The sequence below is a fragment of the Nitrospira moscoviensis genome, assembly GCF_001273775.1.
GTDB lineage: Bacteria > Nitrospirota > Nitrospiria > Nitrospirales > Nitrospiraceae > Nitrospira_D > Nitrospira_D moscoviensis.
The window spans coordinates 1,853,785-1,875,578 of the sequence record NZ_CP011801.1 but is presented as its reverse complement, the minus strand read 5'-3'; the positions used below and the strand labels follow the sequence as shown (position 1 = coordinate 1,875,578).

At 65.9% G+C, this 21,794-nt stretch carries 26 protein-coding genes; 8 read left to right on the top strand and 18 right to left on the bottom strand.

What is annotated here, in order from left to right:
• Position 1 precedes the first annotated feature (1 nt).
• Genes NITMOv2_RS09215 through NITMOv2_RS09195 form a run of 5 tightly spaced genes read right to left on the bottom strand, consistent with a single transcriptional unit; the run spans position 2 to position 4,016 of the window.
• A complete protein-coding gene (locus tag NITMOv2_RS09215; RefSeq protein WP_053379586.1) occupies positions 2–697 on the bottom strand; it encodes an HAD family hydrolase in 696 nt (231 codons plus the stop codon).
• Positions 697–1,122 carry an OsmC family protein gene (locus NITMOv2_RS09210; RefSeq protein ID WP_053382040.1) on the bottom strand — a complete coding sequence of 142 codons (426 nt, stop codon included), beginning with the start codon at positions 1,120–1,122 and terminating at the stop codon, positions 697–699. Before NITMOv2_RS09210 ends, NITMOv2_RS09215 begins: the two co-directional genes overlap by 1 nt.
• A gap of 58 nt (positions 1,123–1,180) precedes the next feature.
• Positions 1,181–1,729: a c-type cytochrome gene (locus NITMOv2_RS09205; RefSeq protein WP_053379585.1), complete on the bottom strand. Its 549-nt coding sequence runs from the start codon at positions 1,727–1,729 to the stop codon at positions 1,181–1,183.
• Positions 1,722–2,972 (bottom strand): sulfite dehydrogenase, encoded by a 1,251-nt coding sequence (gene soxC, locus NITMOv2_RS09200; RefSeq protein ID WP_083447891.1) that lies wholly within the window; start codon positions 2,970–2,972, stop codon positions 1,722–1,724. Before soxC ends, NITMOv2_RS09205 begins: the two co-directional genes overlap by 8 nt.
• A gap of 30 nt (positions 2,973–3,002) precedes the next feature.
• Positions 3,003–4,016 carry a methyltransferase gene (locus NITMOv2_RS09195; RefSeq protein WP_053379584.1) on the bottom strand — a complete coding sequence of 338 codons (1,014 nt, stop codon included), beginning with the start codon at positions 4,014–4,016 and terminating at the stop codon, positions 3,003–3,005.
• A 145-nt stretch (positions 4,017–4,161) separates the two neighbouring features.
• Between NITMOv2_RS09195 and NITMOv2_RS09190 the strand changes: the two genes are divergently transcribed.
• Complete coding sequence (locus NITMOv2_RS09190; protein WP_145976251.1) at positions 4,162–4,500, top strand: hypothetical protein; 339 nt, start codon at positions 4,162–4,164, stop codon at positions 4,498–4,500.
• A gap of 110 nt (positions 4,501–4,610) precedes the next feature.
• Positions 4,611–5,183, top strand: coding sequence for a hypothetical protein (locus tag NITMOv2_RS09185; protein WP_053379582.1), 573 nt, complete (start codon positions 4,611–4,613; stop codon positions 5,181–5,183).
• 2 nt (positions 5,184–5,185) lie between these two features.
• Here the strand turns inward: NITMOv2_RS09185 and NITMOv2_RS09180 are convergent, their stop codons facing one another.
• The 4 genes from NITMOv2_RS09180 to NITMOv2_RS09165 form a co-directional block, all read right to left on the bottom strand.
• Positions 5,186–5,869, bottom strand: a complete 684-nt coding sequence (locus NITMOv2_RS09180) for a tetratricopeptide repeat protein (RefSeq protein ID WP_083447890.1) — start codon at positions 5,867–5,869, stop codon at positions 5,186–5,188.
• A 173-nt stretch (positions 5,870–6,042) separates the two neighbouring features.
• Positions 6,043–6,486, bottom strand: a complete 444-nt coding sequence (locus tag NITMOv2_RS09175) for a group I truncated hemoglobin (protein ID WP_053379580.1) — start codon at positions 6,484–6,486, stop codon at positions 6,043–6,045.
• A 35-nt stretch (positions 6,487–6,521) separates the two neighbouring features.
• Positions 6,522–7,190 carry a MarR family winged helix-turn-helix transcriptional regulator gene (locus NITMOv2_RS09170; protein ID WP_083447889.1) on the bottom strand — a complete coding sequence of 223 codons (669 nt, stop codon included), beginning with the start codon at positions 7,188–7,190 and terminating at the stop codon, positions 6,522–6,524.
• A 42-nt stretch (positions 7,191–7,232) separates the two neighbouring features.
• Positions 7,233–7,487 (bottom strand): DUF2024 family protein, encoded by a 255-nt coding sequence (locus tag NITMOv2_RS09165; protein ID WP_053379579.1) that lies wholly within the window; start codon positions 7,485–7,487, stop codon positions 7,233–7,235.
• A 193-nt stretch (positions 7,488–7,680) separates the two neighbouring features.
• On the opposite strand from NITMOv2_RS09165, the gene NITMOv2_RS09160 reads away from it, so the two are divergent.
• The gene (locus NITMOv2_RS09160) at positions 7,681–8,370 is read left to right on the top strand and encodes an SGNH/GDSL hydrolase family protein (protein WP_053379578.1); all 690 of its coding nucleotides are present in this window, start codon (positions 7,681–7,683) and stop codon (positions 8,368–8,370) included.
• On the opposite strand, the gene NITMOv2_RS09155 is transcribed toward NITMOv2_RS09160, so the two are convergent.
• From NITMOv2_RS09155 to NITMOv2_RS09135, 5 genes are all read right to left on the bottom strand, one after another.
• Entirely contained in the window at positions 8,367–9,263 is an 897-nt protein-coding gene (locus NITMOv2_RS09155; RefSeq protein ID WP_053379577.1) for an SMP-30/gluconolactonase/LRE family protein, read from the bottom strand. The two genes, NITMOv2_RS09160 and NITMOv2_RS09155, sit on opposite strands and share 4 nt — an antisense overlap.
• 117 nt (positions 9,264–9,380) lie before the next feature.
• The gene (locus tag NITMOv2_RS09150) at positions 9,381–10,838 is read right to left on the bottom strand and encodes an MFS transporter (protein WP_053379576.1); all 1,458 of its coding nucleotides are present in this window, start codon (positions 10,836–10,838) and stop codon (positions 9,381–9,383) included.
• Between the two features lie 75 nt (positions 10,839–10,913).
• Entirely contained in the window at positions 10,914–12,380 is a 1,467-nt protein-coding gene (gene zwf, locus NITMOv2_RS09145) for a glucose-6-phosphate dehydrogenase (protein ID WP_053379575.1), read from the bottom strand.
• Positions 12,381–12,488: 108 nt separating this feature from the next.
• Positions 12,489–13,541: an aldo/keto reductase gene (locus tag NITMOv2_RS09140; RefSeq protein ID WP_238590496.1), complete on the bottom strand. Its 1,053-nt coding sequence runs from the start codon at positions 13,539–13,541 to the stop codon at positions 12,489–12,491.
• 20 nt (positions 13,542–13,561) lie between these two features.
• Positions 13,562–15,292, bottom strand: a complete 1,731-nt coding sequence (locus NITMOv2_RS09135) for a DEAD/DEAH box helicase (protein WP_053379573.1) — start codon at positions 15,290–15,292, stop codon at positions 13,562–13,564.
• 197 nt (positions 15,293–15,489) lie between these two features.
• Here NITMOv2_RS09135 and NITMOv2_RS09130 point away from each other — a divergent pair, with 197 nt between their 5' ends.
• Positions 15,490–16,833: a YhjD/YihY/BrkB family envelope integrity protein gene (locus tag NITMOv2_RS09130; RefSeq protein ID WP_053379572.1), complete on the top strand. Its 1,344-nt coding sequence runs from the start codon at positions 15,490–15,492 to the stop codon at positions 16,831–16,833.
• A gap of 96 nt (positions 16,834–16,929) precedes the next feature.
• Here NITMOv2_RS09130 and NITMOv2_RS09125 read toward each other — a convergent pair whose 3' ends face one another.
• A complete protein-coding gene (locus tag NITMOv2_RS09125) occupies positions 16,930–17,391 on the bottom strand; it encodes a VOC family protein (protein ID WP_053379571.1) in 462 nt (153 codons plus the stop codon).
• 134 nt (positions 17,392–17,525) lie between these two features.
• Positions 17,526–17,942, bottom strand: coding sequence for a secondary thiamine-phosphate synthase enzyme YjbQ (locus tag NITMOv2_RS09120; RefSeq protein ID WP_083447888.1), 417 nt, complete (start codon positions 17,940–17,942; stop codon positions 17,526–17,528).
• A gap of 122 nt (positions 17,943–18,064) precedes the next feature.
• On the opposite strand from NITMOv2_RS09120, the gene NITMOv2_RS09115 reads away from it, so the two are divergent.
• Together NITMOv2_RS09115 and NITMOv2_RS09110 are read left to right on the top strand one after the other, a co-directional pair.
• Positions 18,065–19,324 carry a hypothetical protein gene (locus NITMOv2_RS09115; RefSeq protein ID WP_053379569.1) on the top strand — a complete coding sequence of 420 codons (1,260 nt, stop codon included), beginning with the start codon at positions 18,065–18,067 and terminating at the stop codon, positions 19,322–19,324.
• Between the two features lie 208 nt (positions 19,325–19,532).
• Entirely contained in the window at positions 19,533–19,757 is a 225-nt protein-coding gene (locus NITMOv2_RS09110) for a hypothetical protein (protein ID WP_053379568.1), read from the top strand.
• Positions 19,758–19,820: 63 nt separating this feature from the next.
• Here the strand turns inward: NITMOv2_RS09110 and NITMOv2_RS09105 are convergent, their stop codons facing one another.
• Positions 19,821–20,192 carry a rhodanese-like domain-containing protein gene (locus NITMOv2_RS09105; RefSeq protein WP_053379567.1) on the bottom strand — a complete coding sequence of 124 codons (372 nt, stop codon included), beginning with the start codon at positions 20,190–20,192 and terminating at the stop codon, positions 19,821–19,823.
• A 260-nt stretch (positions 20,193–20,452) separates the two neighbouring features.
• Between NITMOv2_RS09105 and NITMOv2_RS22695 the strand changes: the two genes are divergently transcribed.
• Both NITMOv2_RS22695 and NITMOv2_RS09095 read left to right on the top strand, forming a co-directional pair.
• Positions 20,453–20,917, top strand: coding sequence for a response regulator (locus NITMOv2_RS22695; protein ID WP_083447887.1), 465 nt, complete (start codon positions 20,453–20,455; stop codon positions 20,915–20,917).
• A 29-nt stretch (positions 20,918–20,946) separates the two neighbouring features.
• On the top strand, positions 20,947–21,300 hold the full coding sequence (locus NITMOv2_RS09095; protein WP_053379565.1) for a hypothetical protein: 354 nt from the start codon (positions 20,947–20,949) through the stop codon (positions 21,298–21,300).
• A gap of 15 nt (positions 21,301–21,315) precedes the next feature.
• On the opposite strand, the gene NITMOv2_RS09090 is transcribed toward NITMOv2_RS09095, so the two are convergent.
• The gene (locus tag NITMOv2_RS09090; protein ID WP_053379564.1) at positions 21,316–21,783 is read right to left on the bottom strand and encodes a hypothetical protein; all 468 of its coding nucleotides are present in this window, start codon (positions 21,781–21,783) and stop codon (positions 21,316–21,318) included.
• Positions 21,784–21,794: the final 11 nt, after the last annotated feature.

Here is a 21,794-nt window from a genome sequence, read left to right as displayed (position 1 = left end):
GCTATCCCAACCGCACCCCGACTTCATCGAGATGGCGCAGCAAATCCGCCGGATCCTGGTACACGCGATAGGCGCCGGCCCGCTCCAACTCGTCTTGTCCGTAGCCGCCGGAGAGCAGACCGACGGACAAGGCGAAGGCCCGGCGCGCGGCGAGCAGATCCCAGACGCTGTCGCCGACGATGACGCAGCGGTTCATCGGCACCTTGAGCCGCTCCCCGGCCGCGAGAAACAGATCGGGATCGGGCTTCGCGAAGCGTACGTCGTCCCGGGTGACGACCGGCACGTCGTCGCGGAGCCCCAGGAGCTTGAGCGCGTGCCTGGCGTTCTCCATCCGGCCGCTGGTGGCGACCGCATGCGGTACGCGGTGGGCGGCCAAGGTGTCGAGCAGCTCATGCGTGCCCGGCAGGACGCGCAGCGACGGAGCCTGCTTTGCATAGGCCTCCCGGTGCACCCGCTGGATCTGCTCCGCCTCCTCCGGCGACACCGGCCGGCCGGTTTCGCGCAGCAACGCATGCAGCATCAACCCGCCGCTCATGCCGATCTGCCGGTGAATGCGCCAGACCGGCAGCTCGATGCCGGCGGCCTGCGTGGCCTCGCGCCAGGCCAGCACATGCTGATAGACGCTGTCCACGAGCGTGCCGTCCAGATCGAAGAGAAAGGCCAACGGCTCGGGAGCGGACCGGGGCGGCGCAGTCACTAGCGCTCCAACTTGGCGTCCATGGTGATGTTCGTGTTGAGCAGCCGCGAGATCGGACAGCCGGTCTTGGCTCCCTGCGTGGCCTTGTCCCAGGCGGCCTGGTCGGCTTTCGGGACTTTGCCGGTCACGTCCAGATGGATGTTCGTCACCGTCCACCCGGCGTCGACCTTGTCGAACGTCACCGTCGCGGTCGTCTCCAATTTGTCCGGCACCAATCCGGCGTTCCCCAACTGGCCGGACAACGCCATCGTGAAGCAGCCGGCATGGGCGGCGGCGATCAATTCTTCCGGGTTGGTCCCGGCGCCGTTTTCGAAGCGGGTGCTGAACGAGTACTGCGTCTGCGAGAGTACGCCGCTGTCGGTTGAGACGGTCCCTTTGCCGGTCTTCAAGTCGCCCTGCCAGACTGCGGACCCTTTGCGTTTCATCATGGCCTCCTGTCGGTGAATGGTTCTGTCGTCGGCTCGATCGTGTGGAAGTGCCCTATTATGGAGGAGCGATGTCCGGGCGCGGGTCTGGGACGAACCCTTGCCGGTTCGGCATCGGCACGGCGGGCAGGGTCCGTTCGTTCATCACGGCCTCCTCGGGAACGATGCCGTTCCGATGGAGCAGCCACGCAACCAGGGCATAAATTTCGTCGGGCGCGAGCGACTGCGGCGCGTCGAGCGGCATGGCGCGACGGAGATAATCGTACAGCGTCGTGGCATAGGGCCAGTAACTGCCGATGGTCTTCACCGGCTTGGACGTGCGGAGACTCCCCTGCCCGCCGACCAGGACATCGTACGGCCCTTCCGTGCCGGTCGGCCCGTGGCACCGGGCGCACTTCGCCGCATAGACCTGCCGGCCCTGCTGTACGCCGCCCTGTCCCGGCGGCAAGCCGGCTCCGTCGGGACTCACGTCGATATTCCACGCTCGGATCTCGGCCTCCGTCGCGGGCCGGCCAAGGCCGGCGCCGTCCATGTGGGCCTGTAACGCGGACGATGGCGCGACCACGATCAGCACCATGGCCGCTCTCGCAATCAGCGATTTAGGCATGGATGTTCCGCACCGTGCCGTCCCGTTCTATCTTCCAGCCCTGAATGCCGTTGAAATGGTAGCGGGACTCGCTGCCTCGTACGGCGAGCAGCGCGCGCCGAGTCGGTTGTCGATAGCCCGTCTCATCGACGCAGCGGCTTTCAAGGATCGCCTCGCGGCCGTCCCAGCGCCACGGCCAATGAAAGCGGGTGTGGCACTTCGGAAGGATCGGCTCCTGCAGCGCCGCCGTACGCCACGTGCGCCCTCCGTCCACACTGACCTCGACCTGGGTGATCGCCCCACGCCCGCTCCACGCCAGCCCTTGAATGAGCTGAACGCCCCGGTGAATCCGCTGCCCTCCGGATGGTCTGGTGATCACCGACTTGGCTTCCATGACCAAACTGAACTGGTAGGCGGTGCCGTCCGGCATGAGGTCGGTGTACTTAGCCGTCTCCCAACGCGTCATGAATGGCGCCGCTCCCACCTTGAGCCGGCGCAGCCATTTGACGTTGATGTTGCCTTCGCAGCCGGGCAGGAGCAACCGCAGCGGATACCCCTGTTCGGGCCGCAGCGCCTCGCCGTTCTGGCCGTAGCACACCAGCGCGTCGCGCAGGATCTCGTCGGTGAGCGGCACGCTGCGGGCCAGCGCGGCGGCGTCGCTCCCCTCGGCCAGCATCCAGGTTGCGCCGCGCTGCATGCCGACGGCGTCAAGCAGCAGGGAGAGCTTGACGCCGGTCCATTCGCTGGTGCTCGTCAGGCCGTGCGTCTCCTGCACTGTGGCGTTCCGCTCCTCCCCCCAGGCTTGGGCAGTGTTGCCGGAGCATTCAATGAAAGCCAGGCGCGAGACCGGCGGGAACCGCATGAGCTCCTCGACCGTAAAGACCAACGGCCGATCGACCAGACCGTGAATGAGCAGGCGATGGCGGGACGGATCGATCGCCGGCACGCCGTTATGATGCCGCTCGAAGTGCAGCGAGGAGGGCGTGATGATCCCGTGCAGGTCCTGAAGCGGCGTGAGCGAAAGGGAGCCGCCGCCGGATCGCGCCGCGGTGTCAAACGGGGACCGCTCGCCGTAGGGCCTGGCCCCCGCTCCCGGCGCGCGCATGGGATCGGGGGTCCGCTCGATCTCGGAAGTGTCGGCCGCACCGATCAGCGCCGCCGCCATGAGCGAGGCGCTCCCGGCCAGGAACCGGCGCCGATCCCAGGACGGCACATCGGCCGTCGGACCCGGTTCGTCCACGCGCCCCGGCGTCTCTTCGCTCATCGGGCCTCCTTTCCCGGACGGCGGGCGGGATCACTTGAAGCCGATCACCATCCCGTCCGGGCCGGCCAGCCGTTCGACGCTCGTGCGGCGGAACCCGGCGTCTTTCATCCATGTGCGGCAGTCCGCGCCGGTGAAGTCGAACCCGCCGTGGGTTTCGATCAGCATGTTGAGGCTCATGAGCAGCCCGAACGCGTTCGACTTGCGCGCGTCGTCGATCAGCGATTCATGGACGATCAACGCGCCGCCGGGCGGCAGCGCGTCATAGGCCTTGCGCAGCAGCATCGTCTTCTCTTCGAGATTCCAATCGTGCAGGATGTGGCCCATGATCAGCACGTCGGTCTGCGGCAGCGGCTCTTTGAAAAAATCGCCCGGATGGAATCGCAGCCGCCCGGCGAGTTTCTTGGATATGGCATAGGCCTCGAACACCGGCTGCACCACCGGCAAATCCATCCCGTATCCCGTGAGATGGCGATGGGCGGCGGCGATCTCGCCGGCCACCCCGCCCTGCGCACAGCCGACATCCGTGAAGGTCCGGTAGCGCTTCCACGGAAACTTCTTCGCGATCGCCTGCGCGGACGCGAGGCTGAGACCCGTCATCGCTTTGAGAAAGCCTTCGAGCCGCCGGGGGTCGGCGTAGAGCGCGCCGAAGAAGTCTTCGCCGGTCTTGGCTTCGTTTTGGGGCCTGCCGGTTTTCAGCCCCTCGGTAAGCGAGCCCCAAAACCGGTAGAGCCGGGCGTTCGCCATTTCCAGCATGCCGCCGACGTACGTCGGTTTGGTGCGGTCGAGAAAGCGGGCGGTCTCGGGCGTGTTGGCGTAGCGTGCGCCCGTTCGCTTCAACATGCCGAGCGCGACCAGCGCGTCGAAGAAATCCCGCGCGCTCCGCGGATGCAGCCCCAGGCGGGCCCGCAACTGCTCCGCATCGAGCGGGCCCTTCGCCAGCTCGGTGAACAGACCCAGCTCGATGGCGCTCAAGAGGGTTTTGGATCCCCAGAAGCCCATCCCCAATTGCATGATCTGTGACGGATTGAGCCGACGTGTCGCCATGAGCCTCCTCACGCTTGGAAAAATAAGGGAAGGCTACGGGGAGCGGTGCGACCTTGTCAATGGAGGATCCGGGATTTCGCTAGGCCACCCGGTCGCCCGCATCCCGTAAGATGGACCGTTCTCACGAACGTGTGAGGAAACCAGCGTGGTGAAATCTGCGGCTATGGCCGCCGCCCTCGTCGGCGTCGCCCTCAGCGTCGGATTCGACCCGCCGTCGCTCGCGGCCGCGACCGGTTCGGCCGGCTCCCGCGGGAGCGCGCTGGACCACCCTCCGCAGGCCAAGCCGAAGAGCCGGAAACCGGCCGCCGCCCCGCGGCCCTCCGACCAACCGAGCCAACCGCCCTTATCCCGCGAGTTCCTGGAAGAGCGCTTGCGGCGCGGACAGATGGACGAGCCGATCGCACAGGGCCGGATCAGCGAACGGCTGGAGCAATTCTATCGCGACTCATCGGAACAGTCGGCGTCCAAGGACTCCGGCCGCTGAACAGACTTCCCAACCGGTCGCAGCCCGTCCCGCTTCTCGTCGTGTCTTCTCCCTGCGCGATGTTCCGATTGACGGGAACCTGAGACTTCGCTAGAAGACTCAGGCTCACGATGGCGACATCTTTCCTATCGCGCCGGTGGTTGCCGCAGGCCGCCTTCCTGCTCTGTCTCACGTATCAAGGAGGTGCCGGCGCGCAGGAGCCGATCGACGAACGGGCGGTTGAGTCGCGCTCCGAGGTGTTCCGCGCCGCCGATTGGCGGGGCGGTTCCGACGTCGCGTTTGAAGGCTGCACGGCGAACTCCGGGGAATACACCCTCTGGGTCTACGCCACGCGTGAGAAGTGCGGCGTGCCGCGCGAACAGGCCGAGCGCGTCGTGATGTTCCGCCAGCCCCTGCCGGGCGTCTCGCCGCTCCGGGCCACTTCGCATCTCCCGGAAGGACGCTATGCCGTCTGGGTCTTCGGGGCGGGCGATCCCGGCCATCCGTGGATCAATCTCTGCGCCAAAACCTGCGTGAAGGGCGCTTTGCCGAAAGAGCCTGGTTGGGTGTCTTTGGGATGGATCGAAGTCCGAACACGGCATCTCATGTGGCTCAAGACGTGGGAACAGCCGGACGGCCACCAACTCTTCGTGCAGGCCGTCGTGCTGTCGTCCGACGATGTCCGGCCCGAGTGGAGTCCCTGACCTCACGGTCTCGTAAAGAGCGCGGCCAGCAGGGCCAGCGCCGCCTGCTTCGCCTGCTCCGGGTCCCGGCGGTGCTTCATCAGAACATCGCGCAGCCGATGCGCATCGGCGTAATCGGGCTTCAGCATGATGGCCCGGGACAAGGCCTGCTCCGCATCGGACAGCTTGCCTTGCGCCATCCGAACCAGGCCCAGATCGGCGAACGCGTCGGCGTCGTCCGCCTTCAGTCCGGTCGCCCGTTCTAAAGCGGCGGCGGCGGCCGGCAGGTCCTGTTTCCCCATGAAGGCGCGGGCCAGCCAATGGAAGGTCTGCGGGTCGCCTGTGCCGAGTCTGATGGCTGTCTGGAGCGCGTCAGCCGCCGGCGCATAGTCGTGGTGGTCCAGGAACACCTGCCCAAGACCGCGGTATGGTTCGGCCCATTTCGGATTCAGGGCGATCGCGTCGCGATAGGCTGCCACGGCGCCATGGACATCGCCGCGATGGGCCAATTCCTCGGCGAGGCGGAAACTGGACTGCGCATCGGCGCCCCTGAATTCCGGCAGCCCTCGCAACGTCTCGCGCAGTCGTTGGAACTCCGGCTCAAGGCTCGGCTCGTGCCCCGGCAGAGGATCCGCGGCCCCGGCGGTGCGCCCCGCCCACAGCACGCAGCCCAACAGGAGCACCCACAGGCTTGTCCTGCCCGCCATCCGGTCCACGGTAGCGGCACCGTACGTCGCTTCGCCGGATGAGTCAACCCATCTTTTTCTGATGTGATTTTTGAGGGCTCTCTCGGGACAGTGGCGACCGTGCCGGGCCGATCGCCATGAACAGGACGGCGCGGAACCTCCGGAGAGCTTCCGCGCCGGCTGGTTGGTGAGGATTACTTCTTCTCGACGATGTCGCTCTTCATCGGGCCGAGGATGCCCAGGAGCTCATCCTTTTCGGCCTTGCCGACCTTGTGATGGTCCAAGGCTTTCACCAAATCTTCCACCAGCGCGTTGAAGGCCGCCTCGTCCACACCCATGCCGGCATGGGTCTGCTTCATCGTGCGGCCGGTGTATGTGCACGGGCCGCCGGCCGCTTCGCAAATCTGGTTCACCAGATGCATCTTCAGCTTCGGAATGTCCGTGGTCGCGAAGTACCCGTTGATCCGCTTGTCGCCGCCGACATTGCCGACGAAAGTGTCGACCACCGCGGTGATCGCGCCTTTGCCGCCCAGTCGGTCGTACAACGACTTGCCCTTCGCGCCGGCGGCTGCGGTCGCCGCTCCCGCCGTCAACACGACACTCATGACCGCCACACTCATCATGCTCAACCGCTTCATCGTGTCCCTCCTTACGAGTGATTAAAAAACGGGCGTCACCGCCCCTTGCTGCCATCCAGAAATTGCCGCCATCGATCGGCCTGCTCGGCCTCGGATCCCGGGATGAAATCCGGACAATCGAGCCGCAACTGCCCCTCGCCCATCGGTTTGTTCACGAACCCGCAGTGGTGAGGTTTCGCGGCGTCGGCGTGAACGTAAGGTTGGAAATAGGTGCAGCCGGCGCATTGACGGGCGATGGAAATGACGCCCTGCTCCTGCAGCGACCGAATGATTTTGGTGAGGCCCCGCAAAAAGACCGCCTGCTCGTCGGGCGTCATCCCCGCGACTCCGGCCCGCACCACGTCGGTCCATCCCATCGTCCGCTGCGCCTCGCGCCGGCCCGCGCCGGTCAGTGCGATCGTCAGCGCCCGATGGTCGTCCGACGAACGGCTTTTGGTGACCAGCCGTTTTTGTTCCAACGTGGCGACGGCGTCGCTCGCGGTCGCGGCCGTCATGCAGAGCTCGGCCGCCACCTGATTCAGCCGCACGGGCTCGCCCGCCCGCTCCGCCAGCAGCGCCAGGATCTGACCCTGCGTCGGCGTCAAGCGCCGGGCCGTGCCGCCTTCCCACGCCTGGCTCCGCAAGGCGGCGGCCACCTTCGACAGGCCGATCGTGATGTGATCGGCCACCGACTTGTCTCCGTGCATCGGCAAGGATGTGCTCATGATCGCGGTCCTCTCTCGGAGATCCCCGACGACCTCCGGTCGTTATGCCGGCAACGAGACGATGAATCCTCCCGAACGCCGGAACTCGGCCTGCTGCTGCTCGCTGAACATCACCAACGGCTCCGCATGGCAGAACCGGCACTCCTGCGCCGTCACGGTCACGGCGCGATGCCCCAAGGCCGCGACGTGCTCGTTGGCGAGCTTCAAGGCGGTCGTTTCATCGCCCGTCATCACGTCGAAATGCAGCGTCCGCCCCGGCACCTCGACCCATGTATCGAAGACCTTCACCGTCTCCATGCCCGCTCCTTTCGTTTATCCGCAGCCGGTTTGTCATTCAGGACTCCTAATCGATAGCACGGCGTCCGTGCTTCGTCAAGATCCCTCGGAAGCGGGGGTCGCGGTCGGGAGTATGCGGCGGCCGGGGGAATTCCCAGGCATGGCGGCGGGCGCAGCGGCGTAGGATCGGGAGAGTACTACATGCGGAGGGACCATGCACGCTGCGGAAACAGTCGTGAGATGGGTTGCGGCGCTGTTGCTCTCCGCCGTCAGTCTGAGCGCTTGTGCGGGGCCTCGGGACCGGCCGATCGAATTCGTCTACCTGGCGCTCGGCGCCAGCGATGCGACCGGAGTGGGGGCCGTGCCGCTGACCGAGGGGTACGTCTATCTCATCAAGCGCGACCTGGACCGCCGGATGCCGGGGGTCTTTCTCATGAATCTGGGGGTGCCGGGCGCGCGCATCGATTTGATCAAGGAGCAAGTTCGCCTCGCCAGACAAGCCGGCGCGAAAGCGGACCTGGTCACCGTCTGGACCGGCGCCAACGATCTGGTGAACGGAGACGATGCGCAAAGATTTCAAGAAGACTTGCGGGCGCTGCTCGGCATGGTGGACGACGACATTGCACGCACCATCGTGATCGCCAATCTTCCCGATCTGACCCGGCTGCCCCGTTTCCGCAACGGCTCCAATCCTTCCGTCACGGCGGAGCGGGTGGCGACCTTCAATCGGATCATCGCCGCAGAAGCCAAGGCGGTGGGCGCCGCCCTGGTCGATCTGTTCGCCGGCCCCGTTCGGGACGACCTCGTCTTCGGCCCGGACGGCTTCCATCCGAACAATGCCGGCCACCGAGAAATCGCCAACCAGTTTGTGCGGGTGATCCTGCCCGCCTTGAATCTTCGCTAAGCGGGCACCGGCGGCAGAGGGGCTCCGCCGACGCCGATTGCCAGCTCGGTGATGTGGCATTTGCCGAGGTTCACCGTGTACAAGGCGGTTCCTCGGAACGCGCAATTGGTGGGGTGGCACAAGAGGATCGCTTCGGGATCGTGGAACAGGGTTTCCACCGTTCCGTCCGGCGTGAGCCGGTAGACCGCGCTCGGTTCGTAGCAGGACACATAGAGCCGTCCCTCGGCGTCGAACGCGAGCCCGTCCGGCACCGTGCCGACCACGGCCACATGTTCTTTGGCTCCCGCCTCCCCGTGGGCCAAAATAGGCACGCGGCTGACGGACCGCGCGAAACTCTCCACGACGTACAACGCCGACCCGTCGGGCGCGACGGCGAGACCGTTGGCGAAATTGAGCGGCTCGGGGCACCACAGTTCGCCGCGGCCGTCCGGCGTGAAGCGGTAGATGCCGGGGCCCGGCTCCTTGAACTCATAGCTGTCCGAGACATACAGGTTGCCCTGCGCGTCGAATGCCGGAAAGTTCGGGATGCGGAGGCGCCGTCCCGCCGCCTCTTCGGCGAACCGCTCCAGTTTGCCGGTGTCCGGACGGAAGCGAAACACCGCCGCGTGCCGGGAATCGCAGATGAAGAGATCGCCCGCCGCATCGAAGGCCATCCCGAGACAAAAGCCGCCCGTGTCACCGACCTGTTCCAGCATCCGGTCCTCCAGCGACAGGCGGAAGATCTGTCCGCGCTCCCCGCCGCAATAGAGCCGGCCCGCGTGATCGAACGCCAACCCTTCGGGATGGTCGAGTTGCGGCGTCGCCATCGTGCCGTCGTAGACGATCTTCACATGGGCGGCCGACAGCGGCGCCGGTTGTCCATCAACTCTCACGACCTGCTCGACCGGCGGCATAACGGCTCCTTTCGCACGGAGACAACGAGCGACATCGTATGCGGTAACACGCCGGGAACCGGACACGAACTGGGGAGACCCCTGGGCGCGCGCCGACCGGACCGGCGGCAGCGGCCGTCAGGAGGAGCGCTCGTGGGAGTCCGGGTGCGCGGACAGCGGCGCGGCGATATGCTCGAGCGATCGCCGCTCGGCCTTGACGCCCAGAGCCAGTTCCACCACGGCGCCGATGAGCATGAGGCCCGCGCCCACCAGGTAGCCGTAGGCGATGCTGGCGATCGAGGTTTCGATCATACGGCCGTACAGCCAGGGGGCGGCGATGCCCGCCCCTTGCGCCACGATGAAAAAAAACGCGATGGCCATGGCGCGGATTTCGATGGGGAAGACTTCGCTCACCGTCAAATAGGCGGCGCTCGCGCCGGCGGAGGCGAAAAAGAAGATCGACGACCACGCCAGCAGGTGGGTCGACAGGCTGAACCAGCCTTGCGCGAACGAATAGCCGGTGACGGCCAGAAGCAAGCCCGCAACTCCGTACGTCAGGCTGATCATCGGCTTCCGGCCCACGGTGTCGAACCAGCGGCCGAGCAGGAGCGGTCCCAGAAAGTTGCCGAGGGCGAACGGCAGAATGTAGAGCCCGATGGTGCTCGTCGGCACGTCGTAGTGTTTGGTGAGGACGAACGGAAACGTGAAGGACACCGCGTTGTACATGAACGATTGCGTGACCATCAGCGCGATGCCGAGGACCGTGCGGCGGCGATACGAGCGGAACAATTCGCGGGCCACGGTGGCGATCGTGACGCCCGCCGCCGGCCTGAGCCGGATCGAGCCTTCGGGAACCGGCAAAGGATCGACGCCGGTGTGGGCGGCCACCTGCCGCTCGATCCGCGCGACGACGGCCTCCGCTTCCTGCACCCGGTTGTGGGTCATGAGCCAGCGGGGGCTCTCCGGAAGCACGCGCCGCACCAGCGCGATGGCGAGGCCGAGCGTGGCGCCGAACACGAAGCACAGTCGCCAGCCGAGCCATTCCGGCACCCAATCGGGATTGAGCAAAACGAGCGTGAGCAGCGCGCCGCCCGCCGAGCCCAGCCACCAACTGCCGTTGATCGCCAGATCGGTATGGCCGCGCCGGCGGGCGGGAATCAACTCGTCGATCGCCGAATTGATGGCCGCATATTCTCCCCCGATCCCCGCCCCGGTGAAAAACCGGAACACCATCAGGCTCCAGAGATTCCACGCGAACGCGCTGAGCACCGTCGCCGCCAGATACAGCGCGAGGGTGAGCATGAACCATTTTTTCCGACCCTGGCGGTCGGTGAGGTAGGAAAACACGAGCGCGCCGAGCACGGTGCCGGTCAGATAGGCCGACGCCGTGAGGCCGATTTCCGACTCGGTGAGGCCGAGCGTGGTCCGGTGCGTCAGCACCGGCCCGAGCGCCGCGACGATCGAGACCTCCAGCCCGTCGAGCAGCCACGTGATGCCGAGCGCCGTGACGACCAGCCAATGCCAGCGCGACCAGGGCAAGCGGTCCAGCCGCTGCGGAATGTTGGTCGTGACCAAGGCGCTGGGTTCGACGGCCATGTTCCCATGGTAGCACGGTGGGAAGCCGGCACGGCGGGTCGTCCTGCCGGCGGCAGCCGGCCCGGCGGACAGGTCCTACCAGCCGAGCTGCCAGCGATGGCCGTTGCGTTCCACGATCCCGTCGGCTTCGCGCGGCCCCCACGAGCCCGCCGTGTAGGGATATACGACGCGCTCGCGGGCCAGCAGCGGGTCATAGAGGCGCCAGGCCGTTTCGGTGAAGTCGGCGGTCACGAACAGCGTCTGATCGCCGATCATGATGTCGCGCAGCAGGGTCTCATAGGCTTCGGGCAACTCGCCGCCGAAGGCCGTGGCGTAATCGAAGCTCAGCGCCCGATCGGTGAAGCTGAACGGGCGGCCGGGGGTCTTGACCGAAAAGCAGAGGGAAAATCCTTCGCTGGGTTGCAGCGTAATGAGCAGTTTGTTCTGGCCGATCTGGCCGGGCTCTACGGAACGGAACACCTGGGCCGGGGCTTCGCGGAACGTCACCGCCACCTGGGTGATTTTCCGCGGCAGCCGCTTGCCCGTGCGGAGATAAAACGGCACGCCGCGCCAGCGCCAATTGTGAATTTCGGCCTTGAGCGCTACGAAGGTCTCCGTCCGCGAGTCTTTCGGCACGCCCGGCTCTTCGAGATAGCCGGGGATCGTCTGGCCGTCGAGATGCCAGGCGGTGTATTGGCCGAACACGACGTCGCGGGGATCGATCGGCATCACCGAGTGCAGCACTTTCAGCTTCTCGCTCTGCACGGCGCCGGCTTCGAACGACACCGGCACCTCCATCGCGACCACGGTCATGAGCTGCGTGAGGTGATTCTGCACCATGTCGCGCAAGGCGCCGGCCTCGTGATAGTAGGCGCCGCGGTGCTCGACGCCGAGATCCTCCGCCACCGTGATCTGCACGTTGTCCACCGTGTCGCGGTTCCAGAGCGACTCGAAGATCGGATTGGCGAACCGGAACGCCAACAGATTTTGCACCGTCTCTTTGCCGAGATAGTGGTCGATGCGGTAGATCTGCGATTCGTCGAGGTAGCGGTGCAGCAGCGTGTTCAAGGCCCGGGCGGAGGGGAAGTCGTGGCCGAACGGTTTTTCGAAGACCACGCGCACCCAGCCGTGGCTCTTCAGCAATCCCGCCGCATCGAGCTGCTCCACCGTGTCGGGCACGGTGGACGGAGGCAGCGCGAGATAGAAGACCCGGTTCTCCGGAAGATTGCGGGCGATCTCCAGCCGCCGGATGAAGCGGGCCAGTGCGTCATAGTCAGAAGGGTCGCCCTCCCGCATCGTCTGGTAGTGCAGGTGGTCCTCACACCACTGTCTCAGCTCGCCCGAATTCCTCGCGCCGGAGTTTCTCAAGCCCTCGTAGGCCCAGAGGCGAAACGCTTCTTCGCTCAGCTCCGGCAGGGAGGCGCCGACGATCAGCGTGTTGTGTTTCTCCAGCTCGCCGTATGTGCGCAAATGGAAGAGGGCGGGCAGCAGCTTCCGGCGCGTGAGATCGCCGGTCGCGCCGAGGATGATAAAGAGATGCGGCTCAACGCTCCGTTCCTTCATGCGGAATCCTTTCAGCCCCCTATGATTAGGCTACGTCCTGCACGCGGGGATCGTCAACCGATCGGAACCGCCCATAGCCCTGAGGGCGCTGTCAATCGGAGTGCGTCATCAGCGGATGTGGAGGGATTGTCCGATGGAACTGTCGTAGTCCCTGGTCGTCTTGAAAATCTCGTAGCGCCCGTCCGCGGCGTGCGGCGCGACCCTCGCGCGCAAGGCCTGCATCTCCGTCTCGCCCATCGGCGTGAACCGGCGGACGATATCGAGATTTTGCCTGAGGACTTCGCGCGAGTCGATGCCGCTCACGACGGAGGCGACCGGCAGGCTCAACACGTACCGCAGCGCCTCTTCCGGCGTGACGATCCCCTGCACAATCGGCTCCGCGTTGCCACAGAAGCTCTTCATCGCGAGCGGCGCGATCCCGCGCTTCACGAGGACCGGCAGCACCTCCCGCTCGAAGCTGCGGTACGTGGCGTCGAACACGTTCAGCGGCAGCTGGCAGGTGTCGAACGGAATCTCGTGCGCCAGCATGTCGAGATGCCGGGCCGGGTCCTTGTGCCCGGTAAAGCCGATGAAGCGGGTTTTGCCCTGGCGTTTGGCCTCCAGGAGCGCCTCGACGGTTCCGCCCGGAGCCGTGTGCCGGGCGGCCTCGCCTTCATAGCTCACTTCGTGGATCTGCCAGAGATCGAGATAGTCCGTCTTGAGACGGCGCAGCGATTCTTCCAATTGCCGCATGGCGACCTGTTTGCCCCGCCCGTGCGTGCAGACTTTGCTCATGAGAAACACCTGCGCCCGGCGGCCCTGCAGCGCCTCGCCCATCATGGTTTCCGACCGGCCGTCCGCATATTCCCAGGCCGTGTCCATGAAGGTGATGCCGGCTTCGAGCGCCTCGTGCAACAGGCGGATGGCCGCCGGCTTCGGACCGGCGTTATAGGCCCAGTGGGCGCCCCCGAAGGCCAAGGCCGAGACGCGCACCCCGGTCCGCCCCAGGATCCGCAGAGGAACGGCGCCGCCGGCATCCTCCGGCACGGACTCCCTAGCCGGACTCGACTGCCACGAACCGCCGAACGCGAGGAGCGAAGCCCCTCCCATCCCCTTCAGGAGTTGCCGCCTCGTGCACCCGCTCCCGCCCGTCCCATCGCCGCGGCCTGGAATCCTGCCCACGAACGCTCCGATCGGTCTCGTCAGTCTCGAAACAAGCGCACCGGAACTTTCCGGCCTTTGATGCGGGCGCGGCCGAGCACCTCGATGATCGCCGGCGCCATGGGTTCCGGCACATCGACCACGGAGAAGCGGTCTTCGATCTCGATGGCGCCGATGATGTTGGAGCTCACCTTGGCCTCGTTCGCGATCGCGCCGACGAGATCGGCCGGCCGAATACCCGCCGCCCGCCCCGCGCCGATGTAGACGCGCGCCATGCCGGCCTCCCGCCGGCGCTGAGCCGTCCATCCCGCCGGCCGCCGCCGCGCGTCGGCTGGCGCGTCCCGGTGCCGGCCGGCCTCCCGCGCCGGCCGCCCGAATTCCGGCGGCCGGACAGGCATCGCAGGAATTTCCTGCTCGGGCCGCTCTCCGCCCTGTGCCCGGACCAGCAGCTTCAACGCGGCCGCCGCCACATCGGCCGGCGGATAGGCGGCGGCAAGCCGCTCCGCCACGTCCGCGAAGCCCTTCAGATCTCCGTCTTTCAAGACGTCTTCCACCGCGGCCTGCGTCCGTTCCAGCCGCCTGGCGTGGAGGTCGGCCACGCTCGGAATCGGCAGGACCGTGACGCGGGCCTTCGTGTGCTGCTCGATGCTCCGCAAGAGGCGCTGCTCGCGCGGGTCGAGAATCGTGATCGCCGCGCCTTCGCGGCCCGCCCGGCCCGTGCGGCCGATGCGATGGACATAGATTTCGGCGGAGGACGGCAGGTCGTAGTTGACGACGTGCGACACGCTGGGAATGTCGAGGCCGCGCGCCGCCACGTCGGTGGCGACCAGCAGCTCGGTGCGGCCGCTCTTGAACGCCTGCATGACCCGGTCGCGCTGCGCCTGGTTCATGCCGCCGTGAATCGCCTCGGCCCGATGGCCGCGGCCGTTCAGCATGGACGTCACGTCGTCGACTTCCACTCTGGTGCGGCAAAAGATGAGCGCCGACTTGGGGCCCGCCATGTCGAGCACGCGGGCCAGCGCCGCTTCCCGATAGGATCGCGCGACAACATAGGCGGTTTGCTGCACGCGCGGCGCCGTGCCGGCCTTGACCGGTTCTTTCGCGATGGTGATCTCGACCGGATCGCGGAGATGCCGGTGGGCGATCGAGCGGATGCGCGGCGGCATCGTGGCGGAGAACAAGGCCGTTTGCTTGGCCGCGGGCGTCCGGTCGAGAATCGCGTCCAGATCCTCGGCGAATCCCATGTCGAGCATCTCATCCGCTTCGTCCAGCACGACGATTCCGACGTGCTCGAGTTTCAATGTCCCGCGCCGGATATGATCCAGCGCGCGGCCGGGCGTGGCCACCACGACCTCGACGCCGCGCTTCAAGGCATGCAGCTGCGGGCCGATGGCCTGCCCGCCGTAGACGGCCAGCACGCCGAGCCGCAATTCCTTCCCGTACCGTTGCACCGCCTGAGCGACTTGGATCGCCAATTCGCGCGTCGGCACCAGAATCAGCGCCGCCGGGCGCGCCGGGGTCCCGTGCGCGATGCGCTGCAGCAGGGGCAACGTGAAGGCCGCCGTCTTGCCGGTGCCGGTGGCCGCCTGTCCGAGGAGATCGCGGCCGGCGAGGAGCGGAGGGATCGCCTCGCGCTGAATCGGCGTCGGTTCTTCGTAGCCCAACGCCTCCAGCGAGGCGAGCAGCGACGCTTCGAGACCCAATGCCGCGAAGCCCGGCGAAAACCCGGTCGCGGCCGGCACGGCGGAGGACGGCATGTGATCATGCTTCATGGAGGCGCTGATTCCTTTCGGATATGGATACAGACAGATGCGGACGAGCGAGGCTACGATTCGCGGAGCGCCGATGTCAACCGGATCGCGGGACGGCCTGACGCGGGGGCCGGGAGCCGCGCGAGCGCGAAGAATTGATGCGCCGGTTCACAAGGAGCCCGATTCCAGGTACAGTGAGCCCCCGAGGAGCGTGAAGCATGCCGACCAGCGCCCGCATCGCCCGGTTTCTCAAGCACGACATGTGGACGCTGGATCTCGCGACCCTGCCTTTCCCCAGGCGGCTCGGCGTTCACGCCCTGCGGCTGGCGATCGCCGTCGGCCTCGAATTCCGCCACCGGCTGCTCGACGCCCGCGCCGCGGGCCTTGTGTTTACGACGCTGCTCTCCCTGGTCCCGTTTCTCGCCGTCATGTTTTCGGCGTTGAAGGCCTTCGACGTCCATCATCTGATCGAGCCGTTTCTGGCTCAGGCGCTGGAACCGCTCGGGGCGAAGAGCGTGGAGATCACGCACCGCATCGTGGGCTTCGTCGACAACCTGAAGATCGGCGTGTTGGGAGTCGTCGGCGTCGCCGGTCTCTTTTATACGACCTACTCGCTGGTGGATAAGATCGAGCAGGCCTTGAACGCCATTTGGATGGTGCGGCACGGACGTCCCTGGGGGCGGAAGTTTACGGACTACCTGAGCGCGGTCCTGGTGGGGCCGGTCCTCGTCTTCACGGCGCTCGGACTCCTGGCATCGCTGCAAAGCCATACGGTGGTGCAGCGCCTCATGGAGACGGAACCGTTCGGCACGCTCCTCCTCTGGATCGCCGAGCTGACGCCGTTTCTTCTGCTCTGCGGCGTCTTCACCTTTTTCTACAAGTTCATTCCCAATACGACGGTGTTTACGGGCTCGGCCCTCGTCGGCGGAGTGTCGGCCGCCGTCCTCTGGGGCCTTGCGGGAGAGGCGTTCGCGAAATTCGTCGCCGCCTCCGCGAAGTACAGCGCGATCTACTCCAGTTTTGCCGTGCTGATCCTGTTCTTGCTTTGGCTCTACGCCGGGTGGCTGATCGTGCTGATCGGCGCACAGTTTTCGTTTTTCCACCAGCATCCGACCGCCTATCTGTCCCGGCTGTTATGGCAGCAGGGCACCCCGGCCTTTCGTGAGCGGCTGGCGCTGACGGTTCTGCAGGCGCTCGCGCGTCGATACCGGGAGGGCGCGCCGCCCCTGCGCCCTTCCGATCTTGCGATCACGCTGAAGCTCCCCGCCTCGCTGGTGGATGAACAGGTCGACCGACTCGTGGACAGCGGCTTGGTCGGCGTCCTGAAGGAGCCCGAAGGCTTGGCGCTGATCAAACCACCCGACTTGATCTCCGTCAAAGAGGTGTTGGATACCGTTCGGGACGGTCATCGGACGGACGCGTCCCTCCCCATCGATCTCCACCACCCTCTCGAGGCGTTGCTCCGCCGCCGGGACGACGCCGTCGCCCGGGCGCTGGCGGGTGAGACGGTGCAATCGCTCCTCACCGAGCTGCCGGGTTCCGGCGCGCCGCGTCAGGGGTGAAAGAACCGGAGCCGATATACTGCACCGCGCGCCGGGCGTTTTCGGAGTCATCCACCGCGACCAGAATGCGCATGCGTTCCCTTCTCGTTCTCCTGCTTACGCCCCGACGCGGGTCCGCGCCTTCAGCCAGCGCTCCGCGCGGAGCTTGATTTCGTCCGGCGGCACGTCTTCGATGTGGGTGGCGATCCACCAACGATTGCCGGCCGGGTCTTCGACGCCGCCGCTCCGGTCTCCGTAGAACTGGTCCACCGGCTCCCGCAGCGAGCGCGCGCCCGCTGCCAGCGCGCGCCGGTACGCATCGTCAACGTTGTCCACATAGAGGGCGTAGGAGCCCGGCAGCGGAGGCTGTTCGTCCGTCGCCTCGGCCACCATGATGAGCGAATCCCCGATCCGCACTTCCGCATGGAGGATCCGCCCCTGGGGGCCCGACAAGCGATAGTGTTCGATCGCGCCGAATACCTGTTGCAGAAACTCGATCACGCGGGACGCATCGGCGGTGATGAGATGCGGCGTCACGGTGTGATAGCCGGCGGGCAGCGGGTTCGCGGCAGGGGTCATAGGCTTCGTTCCGGTGAAGCGGCTCACGCCCCCACGGCGCGAGCCTGAGAAGAGCGTTCCAGATTCGGACGGCCGGAGACACTGGGAAAACCTCCTGGCGCCGTGAAACGGCCGGAGCCACCGGCGCGAGCCCGTTACGCAGGGATCACCGCGACATGGACCTCCCGTTCGCGCGGGCCGTCGAACTCGACCAGCATGATCGACTGCCATGTGCCAAGAATCAGCTTTCCGCCGGAGACGGGGATCGTCAGCGAAGGACCGAGGAGCGACGCCGCCATGTGGGACCAGGCGTGGGAGGGATCGTGGAGGTGCCGGAACCGGATGCGCGGGATGATCTGTTCAGCGACTTCGAGGAAATCCTGCTCGGTCCCCTCTCCGATCTCGCCCGTCGTGACCGCGGCCGTCGTATGGGTGACGAAGACGGTGCAGAGGCCGTCCGCGATCTGCGCCCGACTGATCAGCGATTCGATTCGATCGGTCAGGTCGACGACCTCTTTCACCCGGCCGGTGTGAACGCGCAGGATGTCCTTCATGGCTCGATCGCCTCTCATGCTCCATCATAAGGGAACGGCTCCATGGCGCGAAAGCGCGTTTGCGGGCGGCGGGCTCGACAAGGCTCCCGCTTGCCCGGCCGAGGTCCCGCTGGCTACAATCCGGCGATCGGAGCGATACCATGACCCCGGAGGAAGCGCGGGCGCACTATAACTTCCTGCTCACGCTCTGCATCCGCAAGGCCGAATCCTTCGGCCCGATGGCCTTCGCCTTCATCAAAGACCACAGTTATCCCACGGCGGGCCTGACGCCTGAAGAACAGTTCAACCTCTTGATGGCGATCACCGACGCCTTCGCCGACGAGCCCAAACGCTACGGTCACAAGCTCGACTGCCTGCACAAAGCGCTCGAGATCTTCCCCAAAACGGTCTTTTACGATCCGGCCGTCGCGCGCCAGATCCAACAGGAGATCCAGCGCCTCACGACGGAGCTCGATTTCTACAATGCCGCCTTGAAGCCGGACCGGCCGAAAGCCGGAGACGCCGCCGCCCGGCAGCGGATCATCGTCGAAACCGACATGCCGGACTACTTCTTCTCGATCGCGCAGCAGCGGGCTGCCGAGTATTACCAACAGAAATACCGGCTCTCGAAGGAAGCGAAAATCGCCCAACACTTTGCCGGCCGCACACGTACGTTCGAGCCGAACAATCCCGCCGTGCAGAAGGAATTTCCCGGAGCCTGCGCCCCGTTCGTCCAGGCCCGCACCGGCGCCTGGCACGTCATGTTGCCCTTCGATCTGAAGATCAGCCGGACGCCGGACGATCCGCTCGATGCCGGGCTCCGCATCTGGTACGCCAAGACCGGCTATTCGTTTCCGCTGCGGTACGAAATGGGCCGGCTGGTGAGCTATTACGACGACCAGGTGCTGGATCTCGACATGACGGACGAGCATCTGCTGTTCGTCTCCGTCTCGCCGCTGAAAGAGCAGAACGTGGGCGCCGTCGAGCGCGCCATGTCGCCGGAGCTGCCCTTCGACATCGGGTTGCCGCGCGCCTACCTGGAAGGAACGAACACGCTGGGCCCGTACGTCCAGGTCAGTTGCAACATCAAAGTCTGGTTCGACGCCGCTTCGGTCTCCCTGCTGATCCAAGGCGCGCCGGACCTGCACGAGTACGGGCTGCAGGGCGGCGCCGGCCTGCTGACCAGGACCTATGCCACCGAAAAAACGCCCGCCTATGCCGGGGCCGGCGCGCAGCCGTGGCAACGTGGCCTGAGCTTCAACTTCATCAATATGCATCTCCAATTGCTGCCCGACGTGACGGCCGCCGTCGTGCCGGCGAACACGCCCCTCTTCTCGTTTTATCCCGTGCTCGCGCGCGGGCAATATCAACTGGAGGATGCCCGTTCCCTGACTCCTCGCAACCCGTCGCACGGCAGTTGACAGCGCGCCGCCGGAGGCGCATGATCTGGCGTTAGCTGCTTTCCGAGAGGCACCTATGGAACCGGGGTAGTCCTGGGTGATCCTACGAGACTGAGCCGGTCCGGTACACCACGACGCCCTCACGGCAGGATCACGCCGTGAGGGCGTTTGTTTTTTCCTTCCTCCCTGTGCCAGCGAACAGGAGTCCATCGTCACCAAGGAGGAATGTATGAGGCTGGTGCTCAGTCTGTTGGCAGGATTTGCCGTCTGGGTTCCTTCGCTTGCGTGGGCGGAGGGCGCCGGCGGCAGCTACCGCGGCATCGCATCGATGTATTACACGCTCATGTGGGTCGTCTTGTGTTACGGGCTGTACGATACGTTCGGCAAGAAGGCCTTGTATGTCGGCGCCCCGCTTCTGGCCATCGGAACGTATCTGATGCTCCCACCGGGTTAAGCGTCGCGCTGTCAGCGCCTCGGACAGAGCCGCTGCGGCTCTGTCCGGGCCCTCCGCGAGTGATTACTTTTCGACGGCGAACCCGTCGTCTTTCCACCAGCGCCAACCGCCGTCCAGTTCCATGACCGGATAGCCTTTGCCGACGAACTCCACCGCGGCCGTCGCGGCGAGGTGGCAGACGATCGAGTAACAGTAGAGAACGTTCGTCTTGTCCTTGCGCAGCCCGTTCAGCGTCCGCCACTGCTCCTTCGGCAGATTGATCGCGCCGGGGATGTGGCCCTCGGCATAGTCTTCCGCCGCCCGGACATCGACGATGTTCACCTCGTTGTTTTTCATCATCCGTTCCAGCTCGACCGGGCCGGTGGTAAAGGCCATCTTGGCTTCGAAATACCGCTTCGCCTGCACCGGATCCTGGATGCCGACTTCTGTCGCCATAGGGTGTCCTCCTCCGTTCAGGTTCAAGACCAGCCACCATGACCGATCTGGGCGCGATCAGAAACTGCTCAGTTCCCTAGAACGGCGCCGGCGGCGCGGCGAGTTCCCGACGAATCCCGGATACCATGCCGGCGCGATTCCATGTCCCTCCGCCTTTCCTTTCGGGTTCTCCCTAGGCTGAGCGGAAGGGTGTTCATCTTATAAAGAGACAGCGGAAAGAGTGTGCCGAAATCGGAGACCGGAGCAAAGCGAGGCCATCGATGATCGCCTGTGCGGCCAGTGATCGTCCCGTAGAACAGAGGCCGGCTCCCGCGAGAGAGCCCCACCCGTCCTCCTCCACCCAGCCCCCTTGTCGCATCCTCCTCGTCGACGACGACGAATGGACGCGCCAGTTATGGCGCGATATTTTAGAAAGCTATCCGGACATGCAGGTGGTGGGGCAGGCCGGCGACGGACGAGAAGCGGTGGTCTTAGCCGCCGTCCATCAGCCGGACGTCATCCTCATGGACATCGCCCTCCCGCATATCGACGGCATCGAAGCGACGCACCGCATCAGAAAAACCTGTCCTCATACGGCGGTCATCGGGATCACCGGCGAGTATGCCGCGCCCACGTACAACGCGATGCGGACGGCGGGCGCAGTCGCCTTCGTCTCCAAGGATCAAGTCATGAGGATTCACGACACGATCCGGCTGGCGTTGGGATTCAGTTGCGACGTACCCTAGCTCCGCTGACCACCGTGAAGACGACTCCCATGCGACGGCTGTTGGCTTTCTCGATACTCGGCACCGCCATGGCCGCGGTTCCCGCGCAGGCCCAGCTCGACCGGATGGGCGGAACCTCCGGCGACGTCCGAACGCCCGATCGACCCATCAGCGCCCCGCCGCTTCGGTTTCCGGAGGCGGCCGGCTTCCCATCGGACTCCATGAAGTTCCTCGACAGCATCGGTCCGAGAACCCCGGAGGAGGTCCTGAAGAATCTGGACAAGGACCTCAGCCGAAGGAGCACCGAAGCAGCCGTCGAACCGAAGCGTGATCCTCTCGATATACTGCACGAACCGGGAGAGACACTCGGGAAGCGCCATCCGGCCCGTACGACGTTCAAGTGAAGAGGTCCGGCGGCTTCACGGTCGCAAACAGCGCTGTCCTCCCAACCCGTCCGGTACACAGCGAGTCGATCCGGCGTCCTGCGGGCCGGTTGGCGCGGGCACGGTATAAGCCGGGACGGGGCGGTCGGGAGGACTCGGTCGCGGGATCTGCGGCGGAACCCAAGGCAGGGCCGTGGAACTGCGGGTCTGCGGCGAGGCCGCCGCTTCGGACGGCGGCGTGCCGGGGGGTACACGGAGGAGCGGAGCTTTCTCCACCGCCGTCAAAGACTGCGGTGGCGCGGCGCCCTCCGCCGGCGGACCGGTCAGAGGCAGGCTGCTCCATTCCCGCGCGATCGCGCGCACCGCGGCGAGATTCTTCTCGGCAGTTTCCCTGTCATCCGGTTCGATGACCTCCACCGCCGGTCCGACGCGGTAAGGCCAGCATGACGCCGCAAGCGGCGCGGCGGCGAAGAACCCGGCGAACAACGCATACCGTCTCAACATCCGGCGAATCC

Coding starts and splice junctions, on each gene's coding strand:
- NITMOv2_RS09210 (WP_053382040.1), bottom strand. CDS start 1,122: ATGAAACGCAAAGGGTCCGCAGTCTGGCAGGGCGACTTGAAGACCGGC.
- NITMOv2_RS09205 (WP_053379585.1), bottom strand. CDS start 1,729: ATGCCTAAATCGCTGATTGCGAGAGCGGCCATGGTGCTGATCGTGGTC.
- soxC (WP_083447891.1), bottom strand. CDS start 2,972: ATGAGCGAAGAGACGCCGGGGCGCGTGGACGAACCGGGTCCGACGGCC.
- NITMOv2_RS09195 (WP_053379584.1), bottom strand. CDS start 4,016: ATGGCGACACGTCGGCTCAATCCGTCACAGATCATGCAATTGGGGATG.
- NITMOv2_RS09185 (WP_053379582.1), top strand. CDS start 4,611: ATGGCGACATCTTTCCTATCGCGCCGGTGGTTGCCGCAGGCCGCCTTC.
- NITMOv2_RS09180 (WP_083447890.1), bottom strand. CDS start 5,869: ATGGCGGGCAGGACAAGCCTGTGGGTGCTCCTGTTGGGCTGCGTGCTG.
- NITMOv2_RS09175 (WP_053379580.1), bottom strand. CDS start 6,486: ATGAAGCGGTTGAGCATGATGAGTGTGGCGGTCATGAGTGTCGTGTTG.
- NITMOv2_RS09170 (WP_083447889.1), bottom strand. CDS start 7,190: ATGAGCACATCCTTGCCGATGCACGGAGACAAGTCGGTGGCCGATCAC.
- NITMOv2_RS09165 (WP_053379579.1), bottom strand. CDS start 7,487: ATGGAGACGGTGAAGGTCTTCGATACATGGGTCGAGGTGCCGGGGCGG.
- NITMOv2_RS09160 (WP_053379578.1), top strand. CDS start 7,681: ATGCACGCTGCGGAAACAGTCGTGAGATGGGTTGCGGCGCTGTTGCTC.
- NITMOv2_RS09155 (WP_053379577.1), bottom strand. CDS start 9,263: ATGCCGCCGGTCGAGCAGGTCGTGAGAGTTGATGGACAACCGGCGCCG.
- NITMOv2_RS09150 (WP_053379576.1), bottom strand. CDS start 10,838: ATGGCCGTCGAACCCAGCGCCTTGGTCACGACCAACATTCCGCAGCGG.
- zwf (WP_053379575.1), bottom strand. CDS start 12,380: ATGAAGGAACGGAGCGTTGAGCCGCATCTCTTTATCATCCTCGGCGCG.
- NITMOv2_RS09135 (WP_053379573.1), bottom strand. CDS start 15,292: ATGAAGCATGATCACATGCCGTCCTCCGCCGTGCCGGCCGCGACCGGG.
- NITMOv2_RS09130 (WP_053379572.1), top strand. CDS start 15,490: ATGCCGACCAGCGCCCGCATCGCCCGGTTTCTCAAGCACGACATGTGG.
- NITMOv2_RS09125 (WP_053379571.1), bottom strand. CDS start 17,391: ATGACCCCTGCCGCGAACCCGCTGCCCGCCGGCTATCACACCGTGACG.
- NITMOv2_RS09120 (WP_083447888.1), bottom strand. CDS start 17,942: ATGAGAGGCGATCGAGCCATGAAGGACATCCTGCGCGTTCACACCGGC.
- NITMOv2_RS09115 (WP_053379569.1), top strand. CDS start 18,065: ATGACCCCGGAGGAAGCGCGGGCGCACTATAACTTCCTGCTCACGCTC.
- NITMOv2_RS09110 (WP_053379568.1), top strand. CDS start 19,533: ATGAGGCTGGTGCTCAGTCTGTTGGCAGGATTTGCCGTCTGGGTTCCT.
- NITMOv2_RS09105 (WP_053379567.1), bottom strand. CDS start 20,192: ATGGCGACAGAAGTCGGCATCCAGGATCCGGTGCAGGCGAAGCGGTAT.
- NITMOv2_RS22695 (WP_083447887.1), top strand. CDS start 20,453: ATGATCGCCTGTGCGGCCAGTGATCGTCCCGTAGAACAGAGGCCGGCT.
- NITMOv2_RS09095 (WP_053379565.1), top strand. CDS start 20,947: ATGCGACGGCTGTTGGCTTTCTCGATACTCGGCACCGCCATGGCCGCG.
- NITMOv2_RS09090 (WP_053379564.1), bottom strand. CDS start 21,783: ATGTTGAGACGGTATGCGTTGTTCGCCGGGTTCTTCGCCGCCGCGCCG.